Annotated in this window: 17 protein-coding genes and 2 tRNA genes; 9 read left to right on the forward strand and 10 right to left on the reverse strand. The window is 67.5% G+C overall.

Annotation, left to right across the window (positions count from 1 at the left end; genetic code table 11):
- Positions 1 to 21: 21 nt before the first annotated feature.
- From E0E18_RS04435 to E0E18_RS04470, 8 genes are all read right to left on the reverse strand, one after another.
- Positions 22 to 1,389, reverse strand: a complete 1,368-nt coding sequence (locus tag E0E18_RS04435) for an MFS transporter (RefSeq protein ID WP_110481189.1) — start codon at positions 1,387 to 1,389, stop codon at positions 22 to 24.
- A gap of 40 nt (positions 1,390 to 1,429) precedes the next feature.
- Positions 1,430 to 1,503 (reverse strand) — tRNA-Leu (locus tag E0E18_RS04440).
- Positions 1,504 to 1,533: 30 nt separating this feature from the next.
- Positions 1,534 to 2,496, reverse strand: coding sequence for a Ppx/GppA phosphatase family protein (locus tag E0E18_RS04445; RefSeq protein WP_066583396.1), 963 nt, complete (start codon positions 2,494 to 2,496; stop codon positions 1,534 to 1,536).
- The gene (locus E0E18_RS04450) at positions 2,493 to 3,050 is read right to left on the reverse strand and encodes a DUF501 domain-containing protein (RefSeq protein ID WP_066583403.1); all 558 of its coding nucleotides are present in this window, start codon (positions 3,048 to 3,050) and stop codon (positions 2,493 to 2,495) included. The genes E0E18_RS04445 and E0E18_RS04450 overlap by 4 nt, the downstream gene beginning before the upstream one ends.
- Positions 3,051 to 3,097: 47 nt before the next feature.
- The gene (locus E0E18_RS04455) at positions 3,098 to 3,691 is read right to left on the reverse strand and encodes an FtsB family cell division protein (RefSeq protein ID WP_110481186.1); all 594 of its coding nucleotides are present in this window, start codon (positions 3,689 to 3,691) and stop codon (positions 3,098 to 3,100) included.
- Between the two features lie 27 nt (positions 3,692 to 3,718).
- Positions 3,719 to 5,002, reverse strand: a complete 1,284-nt coding sequence (eno, locus tag E0E18_RS04460) for a phosphopyruvate hydratase (RefSeq protein WP_066583407.1) — start codon at positions 5,000 to 5,002, stop codon at positions 3,719 to 3,721.
- A gap of 98 nt (positions 5,003 to 5,100) precedes the next feature.
- A complete protein-coding gene (locus E0E18_RS04465; protein WP_066583410.1) occupies positions 5,101 to 5,769 on the reverse strand; it encodes a lysozyme family protein in 669 nt (222 codons plus the stop codon).
- Entirely contained in the window at positions 5,766 to 6,464 is a 699-nt protein-coding gene (locus tag E0E18_RS04470) for a metal-dependent transcriptional regulator (protein ID WP_130839438.1), read from the reverse strand. Before E0E18_RS04470 ends, E0E18_RS04465 begins: the two co-directional genes overlap by 4 nt.
- A 123-nt stretch (positions 6,465 to 6,587) precedes the next feature.
- Here E0E18_RS04470 and E0E18_RS04475 point away from each other — a divergent pair, with 123 nt between their 5' ends.
- The 3 genes from E0E18_RS04475 to E0E18_RS04485 are packed head-to-tail and all read left to right on the forward strand — an operon-like array spanning position 6,588 to position 9,080.
- Entirely contained in the window at positions 6,588 to 7,496 is a 909-nt protein-coding gene (locus E0E18_RS04475) for a metal ABC transporter substrate-binding protein (RefSeq protein ID WP_130839440.1), read from the forward strand.
- Complete coding sequence (locus E0E18_RS04480; RefSeq protein WP_066583423.1) at positions 7,493 to 8,206, forward strand: metal ABC transporter ATP-binding protein; 714 nt, start codon at positions 7,493 to 7,495, stop codon at positions 8,204 to 8,206. The genes E0E18_RS04475 and E0E18_RS04480 overlap by 4 nt, the downstream gene beginning before the upstream one ends.
- Before the next feature lies 1 nt (position 8,207).
- The gene (locus E0E18_RS04485) at positions 8,208 to 9,080 is read left to right on the forward strand and encodes a metal ABC transporter permease (RefSeq protein ID WP_130839442.1); all 873 of its coding nucleotides are present in this window, start codon (positions 8,208 to 8,210) and stop codon (positions 9,078 to 9,080) included.
- Here E0E18_RS04485 and E0E18_RS04490 read toward each other — a convergent pair.
- Positions 9,001 to 10,386, reverse strand: a complete 1,386-nt coding sequence (locus E0E18_RS04490; protein ID WP_130839445.1) for a MazG nucleotide pyrophosphohydrolase domain-containing protein — start codon at positions 10,384 to 10,386, stop codon at positions 9,001 to 9,003. The genes E0E18_RS04485 and E0E18_RS04490 overlap by 80 nt on opposite strands.
- Positions 10,387 to 10,408: 22 nt before the next feature.
- The gene (gene mfd / locus E0E18_RS04495) at positions 10,409 to 14,164 is read right to left on the reverse strand and encodes a transcription-repair coupling factor (protein ID WP_130839447.1); all 3,756 of its coding nucleotides are present in this window, start codon (positions 14,162 to 14,164) and stop codon (positions 10,409 to 10,411) included.
- Between the two features lie 92 nt (positions 14,165 to 14,256).
- On the opposite strand from mfd, the gene E0E18_RS04500 reads away from it, so the two are divergent.
- The 6 genes from E0E18_RS04500 (at position 14,257) to pth (E0E18_RS04525) (ending at position 19,333) form a co-directional block, all read left to right on the forward strand.
- Positions 14,257 to 14,327: transfer RNA gene (locus E0E18_RS04500), tRNA-Gln, on the forward strand.
- A gap of 67 nt (positions 14,328 to 14,394) precedes the next feature.
- Complete coding sequence (gene glmU / locus E0E18_RS04505) at positions 14,395 to 15,966, forward strand: bifunctional UDP-N-acetylglucosamine diphosphorylase/glucosamine-1-phosphate N-acetyltransferase GlmU (RefSeq protein WP_130839449.1); 1,572 nt, start codon at positions 14,395 to 14,397, stop codon at positions 15,964 to 15,966.
- Between the two features lie 181 nt (positions 15,967 to 16,147).
- The gene (locus tag E0E18_RS04510) at positions 16,148 to 17,113 is read left to right on the forward strand and encodes a ribose-phosphate diphosphokinase (protein WP_078057033.1); all 966 of its coding nucleotides are present in this window, start codon (positions 16,148 to 16,150) and stop codon (positions 17,111 to 17,113) included.
- 248 nt (positions 17,114 to 17,361) lie between these two features.
- Positions 17,362 to 17,997: a 50S ribosomal protein L25/general stress protein Ctc gene (locus E0E18_RS04515; protein ID WP_130839452.1), complete on the forward strand. Its 636-nt coding sequence runs from the start codon at positions 17,362 to 17,364 to the stop codon at positions 17,995 to 17,997.
- A 113-nt stretch (positions 17,998 to 18,110) separates the two neighbouring features.
- Positions 18,111 to 18,671: an aminoacyl-tRNA hydrolase gene (pth, locus tag E0E18_RS04520; RefSeq protein ID WP_130841208.1), complete on the forward strand. Its 561-nt coding sequence runs from the start codon at positions 18,111 to 18,113 to the stop codon at positions 18,669 to 18,671.
- A complete protein-coding gene (pth, locus tag E0E18_RS04525) occupies positions 18,668 to 19,333 on the forward strand; it encodes an aminoacyl-tRNA hydrolase (RefSeq protein ID WP_078057034.1) in 666 nt (221 codons plus the stop codon). The genes pth (E0E18_RS04520) and pth (E0E18_RS04525) overlap by 4 nt, the downstream gene beginning before the upstream one ends.
- Positions 19,334 to 19,343 lie beyond the last annotated feature (10 nt).

Here is a 19,343-nt window from a genome sequence, read left to right on the forward strand (position 1 = left end):
GTTCCCTGCCGGCGGGTCCGGTCACCGCCGGGACCTGACCACCTTCAACGCCGGATCGGTCACCGTGAGCGCGAGAGACAGACATCCGAGCACAAGGACCGTCCACGCCAGCACATGCATCCCGGCGTCCGTGGCCGACTGCCCGAACACCGGTCCGATGATGCTCGAGGCGACAATCGCCCCGACCATGATCGCGGTGCGCGACAGCCCCGACGCCGACCCGGTCTGTCCCTTCGGCGCAGCACTGTAGATCACCTCCTGGTTGCACACCGAAGCGAAACCCTGCGTGACCCCGAACACTCCGACGAGCACCACCAGATAGGCCAGAGAACTGGACGTGTCGGCACCGAGCATGAGCAGTCCTCCTGGGATGAGCGCCGCTGCGGCGGCGGTGAGGGGCAACCTCACCGACGGGGCGGCGGACGCCAGGACCGAACAGATCACCGCCATGGCAGTGGTCGACAACTGGATGAGACCCGCATGGTCGGCGGAATAGCCCGCCGCGTCCTGGAGCCACTGGGTGAAGCCGTAGACCATGAGGTACATGCCCGTGTACGTGAGGAACAACCTGAGATAGGTCCGGGTCAGTGCACCGTTGTGCGCCAGCATCCTCAGGTCGATGAACGGGGCGGTGGTCCGCAGTTCCCATGCGACGAAAAGCGCCAGGGCGAGAACTGCGACAGGAATGAGCCAGTACAGGCCGGCGTCAAGGTCGAGGACGAAAACCAGTGCGGAGACGAGCATCACGGTGAAGACCGCCATACCCGGCAGATCGGGAGAGACACGGGCACCGGACTCCCGTGAACTGTCGGAGGGCAGCCACACCAGGACCAGCAGCAGGATCACCGCCGCCGCCGGAGTATTGACCAGGAAGATCCACTGCCATCCGAAATGGTGGACAAGCAGTCCACCCGCAACCGGTCCGACCGCGGTGGTCGCCAGACTCGACACCGACAGTCCGGTGAGAATACCCCGGGGAGTCGACCGTCCGAGTCGACGTGCCTGATCACTGATCAGGGCCATCGCCGCCGGATACGCGGTGGAGGTCCCCAGTCCGATGATCACCCGGGCCAGCAGGGCACCGGCGAAGCTCTCCCACACCGCCGGCACTAGTCCCCCCACCATCACCAGGACGAGACCGGCGGCGTAGACCTTCTTCGGTCCGAAGAGGTCGGCGATGCGCCCCATGGCCGGCTGTGCGACAGCACTGACGACATACAGCCCCGCGACCAGCCAGATCGCCAGGGACGCCGGGGTCCCCGTCGCCTGAGAGATCGGAACCAGGGCGACCGCGATCATCGTCGTGTTCACCGGATTGAGGGCCGGGCCCAGGAGAACGGGAACCGCGAACCGCGGACCGAATCCGATGTCTGAAGGAGAGGAGCTCATCCGACCACTGTATTGCCTCAGTTGTCTCGGGTCGGTGCGGTGCCCCCTGTCGGATTCGAACCGACACTGTGCCGATTTTAAGTCGGCTGCCTCTGCCAGTTGGGCTAAGGGGGCGCAGCCGTCGGAGTTTCCGACGGCTGAAGTCTACCTGTTACGTTCCACGACCTCTGCGAGCAGTCCGTCCAGGATGTCCTTCTCGCTGACGGTGATCGTCCTGATCCCCTGTTCCAGGAACCTGGTGGCCACAGCGTCGACGATGACGCAGCCGCCACCGATTACGTCCGCCCTGCCGGGGTCGACCACGGGGCTGGTGTTGCGCGCTGCGACGGAGTCCGCCAGCACACGGCGTGCGGTCGCTCTCAGACCCTCCAGGGGGATGACCGCCATGTGGGTACGGTCCGGGTCGTAGGACTCCAGCCCCAGGTGCAGCGCGGCCAGTGTGGTCATTGTTCCGGCGACGCCGACCACCCGGGTGACCCGGGTGAAGTCCACGTCGGCGGACGCCTGCACCAGCTGGTCGGCGACGTACCGGCCCGCCTCCCCGATCTCCTGGGCGGTCGGTGGATCAGAGTGGAGGAACCTCTCGGTCAGTCTCACACAGCCCATGCGGGTCGAACAGACTCCCCCGCTCCCGGCGTCCACGACAAACTCTGTGGAGCCTCCGCCCAGATCCATGACGAGGACACCGCTGTCGCGTCCGGAGATTCCACCCCTGTCGAGGTCCAGTACCGCCCCTGCGAAGGACAGTTCCGCCTCCCGGACCCCGGAGATGACCTCTGCCCGTGCACCGGGGCGGATTCGGCCGAGATGCCGTGCGGTCATGTCGAAGAACTGCCCACGGTTGCCGGCGTCCCTGGTCGCTGAGGTGGCGCCCATGATCACGTCGGTGACGCCGGCCTCGACCATCCTGTCGGTGTAGTGCGCGAGCGCGGCGTCCACTCTCTGAAGTGCCTCGTCCGCGAACCGGCCGGTGGCGTCGACCCCCTGCCCCAGGCGGACAATGATGTTCTCCCGGTCCAGCTCGGTGAGGGTGCCGTCAGTTCCGACGTCCGAGATGAGCAGGCGTATCGAATTTGTTCCGCAGTCGACGGCGGCGAATGCGCTCACCTCAGTGCACCTTCCTCGTCGAAGGCCTCTGCAACGGAGGTACCCAGGTCCTCCGGGGTGGGCCAGTCCCGGGGTATCGCCGTCCCCGACAGTTTCGGGTTGTTCGCCGCGGCCAGTGCCACGGCCTCCGTGCCTAGACGGAACCGGTCAGGCCCCTCCGCCAGCGCATAGGCGATGAGCACGTGCAGGCACTTCACCCTGTCCGGCATGCCTCCTCCGGAGAAACCGGTCCCCAGGTCCTCGATGGCATTGCGTTCGGCGAGGTAGTGCTCGTGGGCGGCGAGGTAGTCTGCCGCCAACGCAGTGTCCCTTCCCAACCTGTCCTGCATGGTGCGCATCACCCCCGCGACCTCCAGTCGTGAGGCTTCGGCGGTCAGACGCGGATCCGTGAGGTAGTAGAGGGTGGGGAACGGGGTTCCGTCGGGGAGTCTCGGAGCGGTCTTCACCACGGCGGGCTGGCCGTCAGGGGTCCGGTAGGAGACCTCGAGGGCTCCGCGGGGTTCCCGGCCCAGCTGCCGGGACATGGTCTCGAGGTCCTTGTCGGACACGCTCATCTGCTGCTCTTCTCTCGGTTCATACTCGGACTGTCACTGTCAGACTGTCACTGCTGCGGATCCGCACCGGGGTCGACGGGCAGGTTGGGGGATTCACCTGACGGCGGCGGGGTGGAATCCTCCCCGCCCCCCGCGGCCGGCTCCGGCGGAGTGGCGACAGCGCCCCACAGGCGGCTGTACCACGGCTTCTCCGGTTCAGGGGTTTCTTCGACCTCACCCGGGACGTAGTCCGCCCCGGAACTGATGTCAGGGTCCATGAGACGGTATGCGGTCTCCCCGGGCTCGACAAGACCGAGACGGGTACGCGCCTGCTCCCTGACATAGGCCTCGCTGCCGTACCTGGCGATCTCCTCGGTCAACGCCTGCTTCTCGGCTTCCTGCCTCTCGATCGTGGCGTTGACCTCCGCGATCGCCGCCCGCTGTTCGAAGAAGTTGCGCAGCGGGGTGGCAACTGACACGACAACCGCCGCCAGGACGAGGACCGAGACAGCGACAACCACCGGGTTCACCGAGCTTTTCAGCTGGACGAACGACCGTGCGACCTTACGCGGGGCGTCCTTCGCCGCCCGTACCCGACGGGTCCGCTCCTCAGTGGACTTCGGGGCGGGCAGGTGGTCTGACCGGTCCGGGGTTTCTTCCATACCGCGGAATACTAGCCTGTCCCCGGACTACTTCCCCGCCGCGAACCGCGGGAAGGCGGACGCCCCGGCGTAGGTGGCTGCCCCCTCCAGGTAGCTCTCGATCCGCAGCAGCTGGTTGTACTTGGCCACGCGCTCGGACCGGGCCGGGGCGCCGGTCTTGATCTGACCGCAGTTGAGGGCGACGGCAAGGTCGGCGATGGTGGTGTCCTCGGTCTCCCCCGACCGGTGGGACATCATCGTCCGGTACCCGTTGTTGTGTGCAAGGGAGACCGCGTCGAGGGTCTCGGAAAGGGTGCCTATCTGGTTGACCTTGACCAGCAGGGCGTTGGCCACATGACGGTCGATGCCCTCCCGGAGGCGTGCGGGGTTGGTGACGAAGAGGTCGTCGCCGACGAGCTGCACGCGGTCACCGATCTCCGCGGTGAGGCTGGCCCACCCGTCCCAGTCGTCCTCGTGCAGCGGGTCCTCGATGGAGACCAGTGCGTACTCGTCGACGAGCTCCCTGTAGACCTTCGCCATCTCCGCGGCGGTGTGCTCGCCGCCCTCGAAGTGGTAGACCCCGTCAGAGTAGAACTCCGAGGCTGCGACGTCCAGGGCGAGCGCCACATCCTTGCCGAGTGAGTACCCGGCGGCGGTGACGGCTTCGTCGATGAGATCGAGGGCTTCCCTGGTCGACCCGACGGAGGGGGCGAATCCACCCTCGTCACCCAGTCCGGTGGACAGTCCCTTGCCCTTGATGACCTTCTTGAGGGAGTGGTAGACCTCCGCGCCGGTACGCAGGGCCTCTGAGAACGAGGACGCGCCGATCGGGGCGATCATGAACTCCTGGACGTCGACCCCGGAGTCCGCGTGGGCGCCACCGTTGAGGATGTTCATCATCGGCACGGGGAGCACGTGCGCGTTCGGCCCGCCCACGTAGCGGAACAGGTGCAGGTCAGCTGACTCTGCGGCGGCCTTGGCGACAGCGAGGGACACGCCGAGGATGGCGTTGGCGCCCAGGCGGGACTTGTTGTCGGTCCCGTCGAGTTCGATGAGCCGGGTGTCGATGAGCCGCTGGTCGTCAGCTTCGAAGCCGGCGAGGGCCTCGTCGATTTCACCGTTGACGAAGTCGACGGCCTTCCGGACCCCTTTACCCTGGTAGCGTTCGCCGCCGTCGCGCAGTTCATGTGCCTCGTGGACTCCTGTCGAGGCCCCGGAGGGGACATCGGCGCGTCCGATGCTGCCGTCCTCGAGGAAGACCTCGACCTCGACGGTCGGGTTGCCACGGGAGTCAAGGATCTCGCGGGCGTTGATCTGCATGATTTCTGCCATGTGTGGTCAGCCTCCTCGGCTGGATGAAGGAGCGGGAGATAGTTCGGGAACCATTGTTCCACAGCCGCCCGGGTGCCATGCCAGGGACCGGGCAGGGGCTAGGCAGGGGCCTGTCCCACCGCGTAGTTCGCCGCGGCGTCCCGGACCCCTGTCAGGTACTCCTCCGACCGGTTGTAGGCGTAGACCGCCTCACTCCACCCTTCGGGGGTGTCGAGGTCCCGGTCCCCCGAGCACAGTAGTCTACCTGCGGCAACTGCCGCATCCCGGATGTTCTGGGGGTCACCGCCGTCGCCGAACATGCGCCAGGAGTCCGGGAGGAACTGCAGCGGTCCGACCGCCCGGTCGAAGTGCCGGTCGCCGTCGAGCCTTCCTCTGTCCGTGTCAGGGATGCGCATGAAACCGCCCGTACCGTCGAGCCGGGGACCGATGATGGCACCGTCGACGACACCGTAGGTTCCGTGGTGACTCTCGTTGTACCCCAGTCCTGCGAGGGTGTTCCACCGGAGATTGCAGCCCGGGTGCTCCTCGACCGCCCTGGCTGCCCCGGTGAGGTACGCGAGCAGGAATTCTTCAGGGATGCCCAGTCTGTCCGCGGTGTCGGACACTGCCGCAGGATCATCCGGGTCCAGGGGTGCCGCGGCAGCGGGGGGTACGGACTCCGGAACGGCGGAACGCTCCGGTGCCGGGGTGCTGCGCGCCCCGACCACGACACCGCCGACAACCACGACGAGCAGCAGTGCGAACAGTACTCCTGCCGCTCTGTTCACTCCGCCTCCCTGCACAGCACGGCGTCCAGGGACGCGCGGGACAACTGGACCTCTGCCGCGCCTCCCGCGGTGAGGACACGGACCGTGGCCATGTCCGGGTACGGCCGCTCCCCCACCTCAATCACCGCCCCGGGGAGGACGCCGTGGTCCTCCAGGTAGCGCAGCAGGGCCCCGTCACGGTCACTGACCCTGTCGACGTACAGGCGGTCACCCACCTGCGCACCGGAGAGCGGGACCGTGGCGGACTCCTCCACCCTGCCCTCGGGATCGGGGATCGGGTCGCCGTGCGGGTCGCGGTCGGGGTGGCCCATCGCCGCGTCAATACGGGGTATGAACAGGTCCGAGACCGCGTGTTCGAGCACCTCTGCCTCGTTGTGGACCTCGTCACGGGCGTAGCCGAGCTCCCGCTGGAGATAGGTCTCGATGAGCCGGTGGCGCCGGACCATCTGCAGTGCGAGGCGACGCCCCTCCTCCGACAGGGTGATGTCGCCGTAGGGCGCGTGCACCACCAGCCCCTCAGCGACGAGACGTTTGACCGCCTCGGATGCCGTGGATCTGCGTTGTCCCAGTTCAGCGGCCAGGGTCGACAGGGTGGCTCCACCGTAGTTCCCGGTTCCGGCGCGGCCCCACTCCTGAAGATCGTAGATCTTCTTCAGGTAGTCCTGGGACCGGTCGGGGAGTTCGGAGACATGCATGGCGGGCAGTTTACCCGAGCCCTGCCCTGTTTCTCTGTGTGATCCTGCCGTCGTCCAGGAAGCGGAACGTACTGTATATTAAAGTTCCGCTCACCGAACTTCAGAAGTCAGAAGGATGAATTAATGTCACTGCCCCTCCGACGTGCCCTTGCGGGCCTCGGCCTTTCCGCCTCCGTCGTCGCCGGCCTCACCGCCTGCGGTTCCGGTTCCGAAGACTCCACCGATGTACTGGCCACGTTCACGATTCTCGCGGACATGACCCGTGCCGTCGCCGGGGACGCCGTCACCGTCACCTCCCTGACCCGGCCCGGCGCGGAGGTCCACGGCTATGACCCGACTCCGGGGGACATCCGGGCGGCAGCCGAGGCAGACCTGGTGATAGCCAACGGCTTCGGACTGGAGAAATGGCTCGACAAGCTGGTGGCGGACTCCGACGCGACCCGCGTCACCGCCACCGACGGAATCACGCCCGTCAACATCGAGGGCACCGACGACCCCAACCCCCACGCCTGGATGAGCCCGGGGCTCGCCAAGGTGTACGTCGACAACATCACCACGGCCCTCACCGAGCGTTTCCCCGGTGACGCCGACACCTTCCGCACCAACGCGTCCTCTTACAAGGACCAGCTCGACGAGGTCGACCGGACCATGCAGGACGGCCTGTCACGGCTGCCCGCCAACCAGCGTGCCCTTCAGACCTGCGAGGGCGCTTTCAGTTATCTCACCCGCGAGGCGGGGATGTCGGAGAGCTACATCTGGCCGGTGAACTCCGACCAGGAGATCACCCCCACCCAGATCCGTGACGCCGCGACCTTCGTCAAGGACAACGACGTCCCCGCTGTCTTCTGTGAGTCCACCGTGGAACCCGGCCCCAAGGAGCAGCTGATCCGCGAGACCGGCGCCGCCGACGGCGGAACACTCTACGTGGACTCCCTCACCGAGGAAGGCGGCGACGCCCCGACCTACCTCGACCTGATCAGGTACGACACGGAGACCATCATCTCCGGTCTCAGCCGGGGTGGTCGGCAGTGACCGGTGAGACCACCTGTGCGATCTCCGTCTCCGGCCTGTCGGTGCACTACGGCACCGTCCACGCTCTCGACAACGTGAACCTCAGCCTCGACCACGGCAAGGTCCACGGCCTCATCGGCACCAACGGTTCAGGAAAATCCACCCTGTTCAACACCCTGATGGGAGAGACCTCACCGACCTCCGGAACCGTGGTGCTCAGCGACCGCCGCGAACGGCGGGTCGCCTACGTACCCCAGTCGGAGCATGTCGACTGGAACTTCCCCCTCAGTGTGCACGAAGTGGTCATGACGGGACGTTACGGCCACATGGGAATGCTGCGCCACCCCTCCGCAGCTGACCGGGACGCGGTCACCGGGGCACTGGAGCGCACCGACCTGACCGACCTGGCGGACCGGCAGATCGGACAACTCTCCGGCGGTCAGAAGAAGCGGGCCTTCGTTGCCCGGGGGCTCGCCCAACAGGCCAGGACCCTCCTGCTCGACGAACCTTTCGCCGGAGTGGACGCGGTCAGCCAGGACACCATTGTCCGCCTCCTCCACGAACTCGCCGCCGACGGCGCCTGCATCCTCATATCCACCCACGACCTCGCATCGGTGGAGCACCTGTGCGACACCGTGACCATGCTGCGCGGCAGTGTTGTCGCGCACGGCTCCCCCGCCGACGTCATGACCACCGACAATCTGCTCAAGACCTTCGGAATGGCGGCCTGAGATGCTCACCTACGAATTCATCCAGCGGGCACTGCTCGCATCCACGGTCACTGCGGTCATCGCCGGGGTGCTGTCGTGCTGGCTCGTCCTGATCGGCTGGTCCCTCATGGGCGACGCCGTCTCCCACGCTGTCCTCCCCGGCGTCGTCATCTCCTACATCCTCGGCTGGCCCTTCGCCGTCGGAGCACTCATCGCGGCCCTGCTCGCGGTGAGCTTGGTCGGAACCGTCCGCGAGAAAACCACCCTCAAGGGTGACACCGCCATCGGAGTCGTGTTCACCGCACTGTTTGCTCTCGGCCTTGTCCTCATATCCGTCACTCCGGCCGGCACCAACCTCCAGGAGATCCTCTTCGGCAACCTCCTCGGCATCTCGCAGGACGCCCTGGTCCAGGTCATCATCTTCGGGGTCGTCGCCTTCGCCGTCATGGTCACGCTGCGCCGCGACATCACCGCCTGGGCATTCGACCCCGCCCACGCGCGCGCCGTCGGACTGCACACCGGGCGGATCCGGTGGGCCGTCATGATCTGCCTCGCACTCGTGGTCGTCGCATCCATGCAGGCCGTCGGCGTCATCCTCGTCGTCGCCCTACTCATCACCCCCGGAGCCACCGCGTACCTGCTGACCCGGAGGATCAGCCGGATGCTCGTGATATCGCCGCTGGTCGCCTGGGTCAGCTCAGTGGCGGGAATCTGGCTGAGCTACCACTTCGACGTCTCCGCCGGTGGAACGATCATTCTCTTCCAGGCGGGCGTGTTCATGCTGGTGTACGTGTTCGCGCCCCGGGAAGGGCTGGTCACCGCTCCCCTGCTTCAGCGTCGGCGGGCCGCCCGGGCGCTGACAGTCGCTGTTCCAGCACCCGACGGAACGCGTTGACCTCAGCCATCAGCCGGTTCTCGGCGTCCCCCGGGGCGTCACTCTCCAGGCCCACCATCGGATAACGGATGGATGTGGGAATCTCCACGTCCTTCAGCCCCGCGGCCCGCGCGACCGAGATGATCTCCTCCGCAGCCGCCAACGGGGACGCCGCGGCACGGACACCGGCCGGAGCCGGCGCCACCGCCGGAAAAGTCTCCGCCACCGGGTGAGCCTCGTCGCCGGCCTGACTGTCGGTCACCCCGTCACCGCCCTCACCGTCGGACAGACGGCCTGGCCCCTGACCCGGATCCGGGGCTGCGGTCTCCACCTGCTCCCCCTCCACCCCACTGTCGGCACTGTCGACACTGAGGGCGCTGTCGGCACTGTCGACACTGACGCCACTGTCGGCACTGTCGACCTGGCCGGACGAGGACGCCCTGCCGTGGGCGCCCGGGGCCTCCTTGTACGGTTCCTTGCCCTCCCTGGCACGCCCCTCGGCCCACAGCCGGTCCTGCTCCTCCGCGGAGACCGGCCGCTCCGCCTCCTCGAACAGGTACGGGGCACGGTTACGCATCTTCGCCACGAAAGCCCCGGCGACGTGACCGATGTCGAAGGATCCGCGACGGTTCGCGATCTCCGCGTGGAAGAGCACCTGCAGCAGGATGTCGGACAGTTCCGTGCACAGCTCCTGCTGGTCGATGTCCTCCTCGTGGGAGGCGTCCGCACTCTCCACGACCTCGGCGAGTTCCTCGGTCTCCTCCCGGAGGTAGGCCAGGAGACTGTGGTGGGTCTGTGACTGCTCCCATTCGCCCTGCCGCAGGGCACGGGTCATCAGGGCCACGGCGTCCTCGATCTCGTCCATGACCGAACCGGGAACCTCGGTGCGGGTGGTGCGGCGCATCCCCGCCACCGCGACAGTGTGCTCATCGGAACCGACCACCTCACCGTCGACGTACCCGCCACCGGACACCGTGTACTCCGGACCGGACTCCGCCTGCACCTGCCCGGGACTGTCCCGCACACCCGGCAGGGACGCCGTCGCCCCGGGAGCCTCCAGCTCACGGTCAGGGGAGAACTCGACCAGGAGGCTCGGGGACCGTACCAGGTCGTCACCCCGTTTCAACCGGGCGAGGACGGCGCTGTTGTCGGGATCCGTGGTCACCAGGACATCAGACTCGTCGACGGTGTGGCCACCGAGGTCGGCGATCACCCACCGGACCCTCACCGGTACCTCCTCGGTGTAGGCCACGTCCCCACCGAGCAGCGGGACGGCCTCGACGGGGAGCATCGCGGGAAACCGTGGATCCAGGAGTACGACTGACATGGAGGTAAGTCTAGCGGTAACTCTACCTGGTGACAGGCTCCCCCTCTCGCAGGTTCCGGCGCGGAATGCCCGCCAGGTCGGTGAGGACGTCGGCACACCACTGCAGGAGGTCACCGTCGCGCAGTGGGACCGCCCGCATCCCCGACCCCGTCTTCGGCGCGGGTACGAGCACCGTCTTCGGCGTCGCCCGGTACACCGCGGCGGGGAAGAGCCGCTTCAGCCGGACCTGCCCGGAATCGGGCAGGTTGACCGGCGCGAAACTGATCTTCGTCCCGGTCTGGATCACCTCGGTGATGTCAAGGTCCCGGCACAGCATCCGCAGCCTGGCGACCACGGTGAGCAGTGCGACCTCGTCCGGGTACGCACCGTACCGGTCCACCAGTTCGTCGAGGACGCCGGAGAGTGCCCCGTCGTCGGCGGCCTCGGCGAACTTCCGGTACGCCTCGAGCCGCAGCCGTTCACTGGCGATGTAGGTGACAGGAATGTGGGCGTCCACCGGCAGATCGATCCGGATCTCCTTCTTCTCCCGGTCAGAACCGTCGACCACCTCCCCGTCCGCCATCGCCCGGTACGCCTCCACAGCCTCTCCGACCAGACGGACATAGAGGTCGAAACCGACACCGGCGATATGCCCCGACTGCTCGGCGCCGAGCACATTGCCGGCACCGCGCATCTCCAGGTCCTTCATCGCCACCGCCATCCCCGCACCCAGGTCATTGTTCTCGGCGATGGTCCGGAGCCTGTCGTAGGAGGTTTCGGTGAGCATCTCCCCCTTCGGGTACAGGAAGTAGGCGTAGGCCCGCTCGCGCGAGCGGCCCACCCTGCCACGCAGCTGGTGCAGCTGGGACAGTCCCATGTGGTGCGCGTTCTCCACGATGAGGGTGTTGGCGTTGGCGATGTCGAGACCGGTCTCCACGATCGTGGTGCACACCAGGACATCGAACTCGCGGTTCCAGAACCCCTCGACCGTCGTCTCCAGCTGCTCCTCACTCATCTGACCGTGGGCGACCACGACCCGTGCCTCCGGGACGAGGTCGCGGATGTGCGCCGCGGCGTCCTCGATGGACTTCACCCGGTTGTGCACGTAGAAAACCTGGCCGTCCCGGAGCAGTTCCCGGCGGATCGCTGCGGCGACCTGGCGGTCGTCCTGCGCACCGACATAGGTCAGCACAGGGTGCCGGTCCTCGGGCGGAGTGAGGATCGTCGACATCTCCCGGATGCCCGTCATCGACATCTCAAGGGTCCGCGGTATGGGCGTGGCAGACATGGTGAGCACGTCGACATGGGTGCGCAGCGCCTTGATGTGCTCCTTGTGCTCGACACCGAATCGCTGTTCCTCGTCGACGATCACCAGGCCGAGATCCTTCCACCGCACCCCGGTGGCCAGCAGACGGTGGGTGCCGATGACAATGTCCACGGTGCCGTCAGCCATCCCGGCGAGAACCTCCTTCGACTGCTTCGGGGTGGTGAACCGGGACAGCTCCCGGACCACCGTCGGGAAGTCCTGCATTCTCTCGACGAACGTCCGGTAATGCTGTTGCGCGAGGAGAGTCGTGGGAACCAGGACGGCCACCTGCTTGCCGGACTGGACGGCCTTGAACGCCGCACGGACCGCCACCTCCGTCTTGCCGTAGCCGACGTCCCCGACAATCACCCGGTCCATCGGAACCGGTTTCTCCATGTCCGCCTTCACAGCTTCGATGGCGTTGTACTGGTCCTCGGTCTCGGTGAACGGGAACGCCTCCTCCAGCTGCCGGGTCCACTGGTTGTCGGGCTCGAAGGCGAAACCCGGGGCGGCCTGACGTGTCGCATAGAGCTGCACAAGTTCGGCGGCGATCTCGCGGACGGCACCACGGGCCTTCTTCTTCGCGTTCTTCCAGTCTGACCCGCCCATCTTCGACAGGGAGGGATTTTCGCCGCCGACGTAGCGGGAGAGCATGTCCAGCTGGTCCATCGGCACGTAGAGGCGGTCACCCGGGCCTCCGCGCTTACTCGGCGCGTACTCGAGGACGAGGTACTCCCGGCGCGAAGCCTCACTGCCGCGGCCGACGGTGCGCTCGGTCATCTCCACGAACCGGCCGATGCCGTGCTGGTCATGGACGACGAGGTCGCCGGGTTCCAGGGCGAGAGGATCCACCCGGTTGCGCTTCCTCGCCGTCTTCCTCCGGCCGGTGGCACGCGCGTCGACCCGGTTGCCGGTGACATCGGACTCCGTGATGAACAGCAGTTCCCTGGAGTCCAGCCCACCGTGCGCCGGGGCGCAGTAGATGCTGACGGTGCCTTCGCCCGGGATGTCCGCCGTGCTCCGTTTCGACCGGCGCATGCGCCCCTGGCCGGTGATCCCGTCGAGGTCGACGCCCACGGCCTCCGCCGCGATCCCGGCCTCGCGGAATCTGCGCAGCATGCGGGCGACCACGGTGGCGTTGGGGGCGGCGTAGGCGACCCTGCCGCCCGCCTCGACCCGCTCACGGATCATCGCCGTCATCCGTCCGACGGCCTCGACGTCGCCGCGGGGGGCCGGCCCCGGGGCGAAGTCGAGCAGCAGCGGTTCCCCGCTGTCGGTGCTCTCCTCCGGCCCGTCGGTCTCCCAGTCCGCGACGCCGGTGGGTGACACCGTCCACCAGGGTCGTCCCAACCTGTCCTGGGTCTTCTCCAGGCTGCGCACACTGCGGTAGCCCGCACGGTCCACCGCCTCCGGGTCGATGGCCGAGATGTCGACGGGGGCGGCGGCGCCCATCGCCGCGACCTCCCACCCGGCGGCGAGGAACTCCCGGCCGGTCGCGATGAGGTCCTCGGCGCGACGCGCCACGGCACCGGGGGTGAACTCCACGGTGTGGGTGCCTTCCGGCATGAGCTCCGGCAGCGTCCGCATCGGCCCGTCGAAGAGCACGGGGATCAGGGACTCCATGCCCTGCACCGGAATATTCCTGCTGATGCGGTCCAGGGCCTCGGCAAGTTCAGGGTTGCCGGCGTTCTCCGGTGCCAGCTCCCCCGCCCGGCGTGCCACCGCCGGGGTGATCAGCAGTTCGCGGACCGGGTGGACGAGTACCTCACCGGGATCGGTGCCGGGGACGGTGCGCTGGTCACCGACGGAGAAGACCTTGACCTCGCTGACCTCGTCGCCCCAGAACTCGGCACGGACGGGCATGTCAGCGGTTCCCGGGAAGATGTCGAGGATGCCTCCACGGGTGGCGAACTCTCCCCTGCGGCCGACAATGTCCGACCGGGTGTACCCGAGTTCGACGAGCCGTTCCTGCACCTCACCGAAGTCGAGTTCCGCCCCCTCGACGATGCGGACCGGTTCGATGTCACCGAGTCCGTCCATGACCGGCTGCACGGCCGCCCGGGTCGGCGCGACCACGACCCGCAGTCTGCCGTGGGCGAGCTGGTGGAGGACCTGCATCCTGGTGGCCATGGTCTCCGTCCCCGGGGAGAGTCGCTCATGGGGCAGGGTCTCCCAGGCGGGAAACAGTGCGACGACGTCACCGAGCATGGCGGTGAGTTCGAGGGTGAGGTCCTCCGCCTGCCGCCCGGTGGCGGTGATGACGAGGACCGGGGCGTGCCCGGCGAGGGTGGCGACGGCGAGGGGCCAGGACGCCTCGGGCCCCTGGATGTGGAGCCGGGGATCACCGACATGGGTGACCAGGCCACGGAGTTTCGGGTCCCCGGCCAGGGCGCGCAGGACTCCGGAGAGGGGCGGGGGCCGGCCCTTACTCACATCCCCGCGGCCACGGGACGNGAGGGGCGGGGCCGGGGGGGAACTCTGGGTTCGGCTCATGGCTGTCCATCGTAGTGTCGGGTCCGGACGCGTTGTGGCGGTGGGTCACCGGGTGCGGTACGCCGGTGCGGTACAGTGTCCGCCGAGACCCTTCCCCCATGGTGTAATGGCAACACTGCGGTTTTTGGTACCGTCATTCCAGGTTCGAGTCCTGGTGGGGGAGCTGCGCAACACCCGGTCGGCCTCCCTCCCCCGTCCGGCGCCGACGTCCGGCACTAGACTGTGGCGTCATGACTGAATCCCCCCATGCCGCCACCGGTCCGGTCGCCGTCGTCGTCCTTGCCGCCGGCGCCGGTACCCGCATGAAGTCGAAGACCCAGAAGACCCTGCACACCATCGGTGGCCGCACCCTGCTGTCCCACAGTCTCCACGCCGCGGACGCCCTGCACCCCGACCGGATCGTCGCGGTGGTCGGTCACGGTCGCGACCAGGTGGAGCCTGCCGCCCGGACGGTCGGTGACGAACTCGGGGCCGAACTGCGCGTCGCCGTACAGGAGCACCAGAACGGCACAGGGGACGCCGTGGCCGTGGGCATGACCGAGCTCGAGGGTTTCCGGGGCACCGTCATCGTCACCAACGCCGATGTACCTCTGCTGACCGGGCGCACCCTCAGCGACCTGCTCGCCGCCCACACCGAGGTTCCCACGGCCGTGACTGTGCTGACCATGAGGCTGCCCGAACCCTTCGGATACGGCCGCATCATCCGCAACGAGGCCGGTGAGGTCACCCACATCGCCGAACAGAAGGACGCCACCGCCGCCGAACTCGAGGTCGACGAGGTGAACTCCGGGGTCTTCGCCTTCGACTCCGACGTCCTGAGGGACGCCCTGACCCGCCTGGACACGGACAACCAGCAGGGGGAGCTCTACATCACCGACGTTCTGGGGATCGCCAGGGACGCCGGCCGTCCGGTACGGGCGCACATCGCCGACGACCCGCGTGAACTGGCCGGCGTCAACGACCGTGTCCAGCTCGCCGCCGCCGGCGCCGAGCTGAACCGTCGGACCGTCGAGGCCGCGATGCGTGGTGGTGCGACCGTCGTCGACCCCTCCTCCACCTGGATCGACGTCGAGGTCGAGATCGGCCGGGATGTGACGGTGCTGCCCGGTGTCCAGTTGAAGGGTCGGACCGTCATCGCCGACGACGCCGTCGTAGGCCCCGACTCCACCCTGGACAACGTGACCGTCGGCGAGGGCGCGTCGGTGGTGCGCACGCATGCGACGGACTCGACGATCGGGGCACGGGCCGACGTCGGACCGTTCACATACCTTCGTCCGGGGACGGTCCTCGGCGAGGACGGCAAGCTCGGTGGTTTCGTCGAGTCGAAGAACGCCACCATCGGGCGGGGCTCCAAGGTGCCGCACCTGACCTACGTGGGGGACGCCACGATCGGCGAATACTCCAACATCGGGGCGTCCTCTGTGTTCGTCAACTACGACGGCGTGACCAAGCACCACACCACCGTCGGCTCCCATGTCCGAACCGGTTCGGACACCATGTTCATCGCCCCGGTGAACGTGGGCGACGGCGCCTACTCGGGTGCCGGTACGGTGATCAGAGACGATGTGCCTGCCGGCGCGCTCGTCGTCTCAGGCGGACACCAGCGCAACATCGAGGGCTGGGTGGAACGCCGACGTCCCGGGACCCCGGCCGCCGAGGCCGCGAAGGCTGCCAGGGAGAGGGAGAACGGGGCGGCAGACGACTCTTCCCCGGGATCCGGGCCAGAAAACGACAGTGCCGGTCACGGTGCCGGTGACAGTGCCGGTCGCGATGCCGGTCCGGGGTCAACCGGCCGGAGGTGACTTTCTGACCGAGGGACACAGACCGGGGGATACATACGGGCACAGACCGTCACAGATCGGCACAGACGGGGTGGTTACCAGGGGCCCGGTTTGTCCCCGGCGTCGCGCGCTTTAACATGATGCCTGTCATACCGCCTGCGCACACAGGCGCGACCACCCCACCGAAAGGTCTGTAGAAGCCGTGTCCCACTGGATCGACAACCAGAAGAACCTGATGCTGTTCTCCGGTCGCGCCCACCCCGAGCTGGGTGAGGCCGTGGCCCGCGAGCTGGGGGTCGCCCTGACCCCGACCACCGCCCGCGACTTCGCCAACGGGGAGATCTTCGTCCGGTTCGAAGAGTCCGTCCGTGGGTCGGACGCCTTCGTCCTGCAGTCCTACCCCCAGCCGCTCAACAAGGCGATCATGGAGCAGCTGATCATGATCGACGCCCTCAAGCGCGGTTCCGCCAAGCGCATCACCGCGGTCCTGCCGTTCTACCCCTACGCCCGGCAGGACAAGAAGCACCGCGGCCGCGAGCCCATCTCCGCCCGCCTCATCGCGGACCTCATGAAGACGGCCGGCGCGGACCGGCTGGTCTCGGTGGACCTCCACACCGACCAGATCCAGGGCTTCTTCGACGGTCCGGTGGACCACATGCACGCCATGCCACTGCTCACCGACTACGTTCGGAAGAACTACGGGACCGACAACATCGTGATCGTCTCCCCTGACGCCGGACGGGTGAAGACCGCGGAAAAGTGGTCGAACATCCTTGACGGTGCTCCCCTGGCTTTCGTGCACAAGACCAGGGACATCGACGTCGCCAACAAGGTCACCTCCAACCGTGTCATCGGTGATGTCGAAGGTCGTACCTGCATACTCATCGACGACATGATCGACACCGGCGGAACCATCGCGGGAGCTGTCGATGTCCTGCGCAAGGCAGGTGCCGCCGACGTCATCATCGCCACCACCCACGGCGTGTTCTCCGACCCGGCGCGTGAAAGGTTGAACAGCTGCGGTGCACGTGAGGTCATCACGACCGACACTCTCCCGCAGAACACCGAAGGCTGGGACAACCTCACGGTGCTCCCGATTGCGCCGCTGGTGGCCAAGACGATCCATGAGATCTTCGAGAACGGTTCGGTCACCACGCTGTTCGAGTGATACACTTTTGCGGTCTCGGCGAGGGCCGGTGGGAACACCGGCCGTAATCGGCGCGAATCCGTTCTGTCCCCCTTCCCGGCAGTGCCCGGGAAACGGTCGGCGGGGCGGGCCGCCGCGGCAGAGTCCGCGGCTTCTGTCATGTCAGGGGCCGTCATCCTGCCGCAGCTGAGTCGACACCTGTCCGCCCGTCCCTGATGAAAACGGCGGCACCCGGCACCTGCCGGCAGTGCCCCGGAACGGAGAATCACATGGCCACTGAAATCACCACCCTGCCCGCACAGCCCCGCAATGAGTTCGGTAAGGGTGCGTCCCGCCGCCTGCGTGCCGCGGGCCGCGTGCCGGGCGTCATCTACGCCTCCCACCAGGAGCCGGTCCACGTCAGCCTCGACCGTCTCGAGCTGACCGCCGCTGTGCGCCGGCACGGGTCCAACGCCCTGCTTTCCGTCGATGTCGAGGGTGACGACCACCTCGTCCTGATCAAGACCATCGACCAGAACGTCCTGACCCTGAACATCGACCACATCGACCTTCTCGCAGTGAACCGCAACGAGACCGTCGACGTCGACGTCCCGGTCGTCCTCGTCGGCGACGCCACCCCCGGTGTCGAGGTCATGCACGACGCTGACACCATCTCCGTCTCCGCGAACGTGCTGTCTATCCCCGAGGAGCTCACCGTCTCCGTCGAGGGCAGGGAGATCGGCGACCAGATCCTGGCCGGCGACATCGCCCTGCCGGAGGGCGTCACCCTCGTGTCCGAGGCTGACGTGCTCGTGGTCAACTTCGTCGCCCCCGAGGACAACGAGGCCGAGGCCGACGCCGAGGCCGGCACCGAGCCCGCCGCCGAGGACGCTGCCGACGAGGCCTCCGCCGAGAACGCAGAGTAGTCACACTCCCCCCTCCCGGGCATTTCCCGGGAATCCGCCACCCCTCAGGTCACCGCACACCCCGTGCACCGACCTGAGGGGTGGCTCATATCCTCGGGCGGGGTCGTGCCAAGATAGTGCCCGTGAACACCAACGGAGCCTCCCCACTGCTGGTCGTGGGTCTCGGGAACCCGGGCGCCGAGTACGAGGGCACCCGGCACAACATCGGCGCGGCGGTCCTCGGGGAACTGGGTGGCCACTTCAGCGTGAACAAGAAGGTGAATGCCCGGGTCGCCGAGATCCGGGTCGGTGACCGGAAGGTCATCCTCGCCAGGCCGCGCAGCTTCATGAACCTCTCCGGTGGCCCGGTGAAGGCCCTGGCCGGGTACTTCAAGGTGACGCCGGCGCACATCGTCGTGGTGCACGACGAGCTCGACCTCGACCTCGGCGCCGTGAAGCTGAAGAAGGGCGGCGGGCTCAACGGACACAACGGGCTCAAGGACATCGCGAAATCCCTGGGGACGCAGGACTTCGTGCGCATCCAGGTGGGCATCGGGCGTCCGCCGGGACGCATGGCCCCCGCGTCCTTCGTCCTCAAGCGGTTCTCGAAGGCAGAACAGGCAGAGGTGCCGATCATCTGCGCGGACGCCGCGGACCTCGTCACCGGTTTCGCAGCCGGGACGGTGACGGCATGAGCATCCGGGCGGTCATCAGCCGCGTCCTCCGCCGGTCCGTGCCGGAGAAGCCGAAGAAGGAGTCCGTGTGGGACGCGTTGCCCGCCGCACAGTGGCTGGTCATCGGACTGGGCAACCCCGGGGCGACGTACACGGCCACCCGGCACAACATCGGTTACCGGGTCGTCGATGAGCTGATGCGCCGGTACGGTGAGCACTTCATCGGCGTCCCCGGTGTGCGGGCGAAGGTGGCACGCACCGGGGTCGACGAGCATGGCGTCCTGCTGGTGCGGTCCACGACCTTCATGAACGAGTCCGGCCTGGCCGTCGCTCCGCTGGCGACGTCCTACGCGATCCCGGCGGACCACGTCATCGCGATCCATGACGAGCTCGACCTGCCCGCCGGCAAGGTGAAGATCAAGATCGGCGGCAACGAGAACGGGCACAACGGGCTCAGGTCGATCTCGGAGCAGCTCGGCACTCGCGACTATGTGCGGGTCCGGGTCGGCATCGGACGTCCTGACCCGGGACAGAATGTGGTGGAGCACGTGCTCAGCGCCCCGTCCCAGGGCTCACTGACCGGGGAGCTCCTGGAAGACGCCGTGCGCACCGCCGCCGACGCCGTGGAGATCATCGCGCGACGGGGCGTGCCCGCCGCCCAAAACGAGATCCACGGTCGGTAGAGTCCGGGGC

This window comes from Corynebacterium neomassiliense (assembly GCF_900626215.1).
GTDB classification, from domain to species: domain Bacteria; phylum Actinomycetota; class Actinomycetes; order Mycobacteriales; family Mycobacteriaceae; genus Corynebacterium; species Corynebacterium neomassiliense.

Excerpts from the sequence above, each read along its gene's own strand:
- E0E18_RS04435 (WP_110481189.1), bottom strand. The coding sequence starts at position 1,389 with ATGAGCTCCTCTCCTTCAGACATCGGATTCGGTCCGCGGTTCGCGGTT.
- E0E18_RS04450 (WP_066583403.1), bottom strand. The coding sequence starts at position 3,050 with ATGAGCGTGTCCGACAAGGACCTCGAGACCATGTCCCGGCAGCTGGGC.
- E0E18_RS04455 (WP_110481186.1), bottom strand. The coding sequence starts at position 3,691 with ATGGAAGAAACCCCGGACCGGTCAGACCACCTGCCCGCCCCGAAGTCC.
- eno (WP_066583407.1), bottom strand. The coding sequence starts at position 5,002 with ATGGCAGAAATCATGCAGATCAACGCCCGCGAGATCCTTGACTCCCGT.
- E0E18_RS04470 (WP_130839438.1), bottom strand. The coding sequence starts at position 6,464 with ATGCATGTCTCCGAACTCCCCGACCGGTCCCAGGACTACCTGAAGAAG.
- E0E18_RS04475 (WP_130839440.1), top strand. The coding sequence starts at position 6,588 with ATGTCACTGCCCCTCCGACGTGCCCTTGCGGGCCTCGGCCTTTCCGCC.
- E0E18_RS04485 (WP_130839442.1), top strand. The coding sequence starts at position 8,208 with ATGCTCACCTACGAATTCATCCAGCGGGCACTGCTCGCATCCACGGTC.
- E0E18_RS04490 (WP_130839445.1), bottom strand. The coding sequence starts at position 10,386 with ATGTCAGTCGTACTCCTGGATCCACGGTTTCCCGCGATGCTCCCCGTC.
- glmU (WP_130839449.1), top strand. The coding sequence starts at position 14,395 with ATGACTGAATCCCCCCATGCCGCCACCGGTCCGGTCGCCGTCGTCGTC.
- E0E18_RS04515 (WP_130839452.1), top strand. The coding sequence starts at position 17,362 with ATGGCCACTGAAATCACCACCCTGCCCGCACAGCCCCGCAATGAGTTC.
- pth (WP_078057034.1), top strand. The coding sequence starts at position 18,668 with ATGAGCATCCGGGCGGTCATCAGCCGCGTCCTCCGCCGGTCCGTGCCG.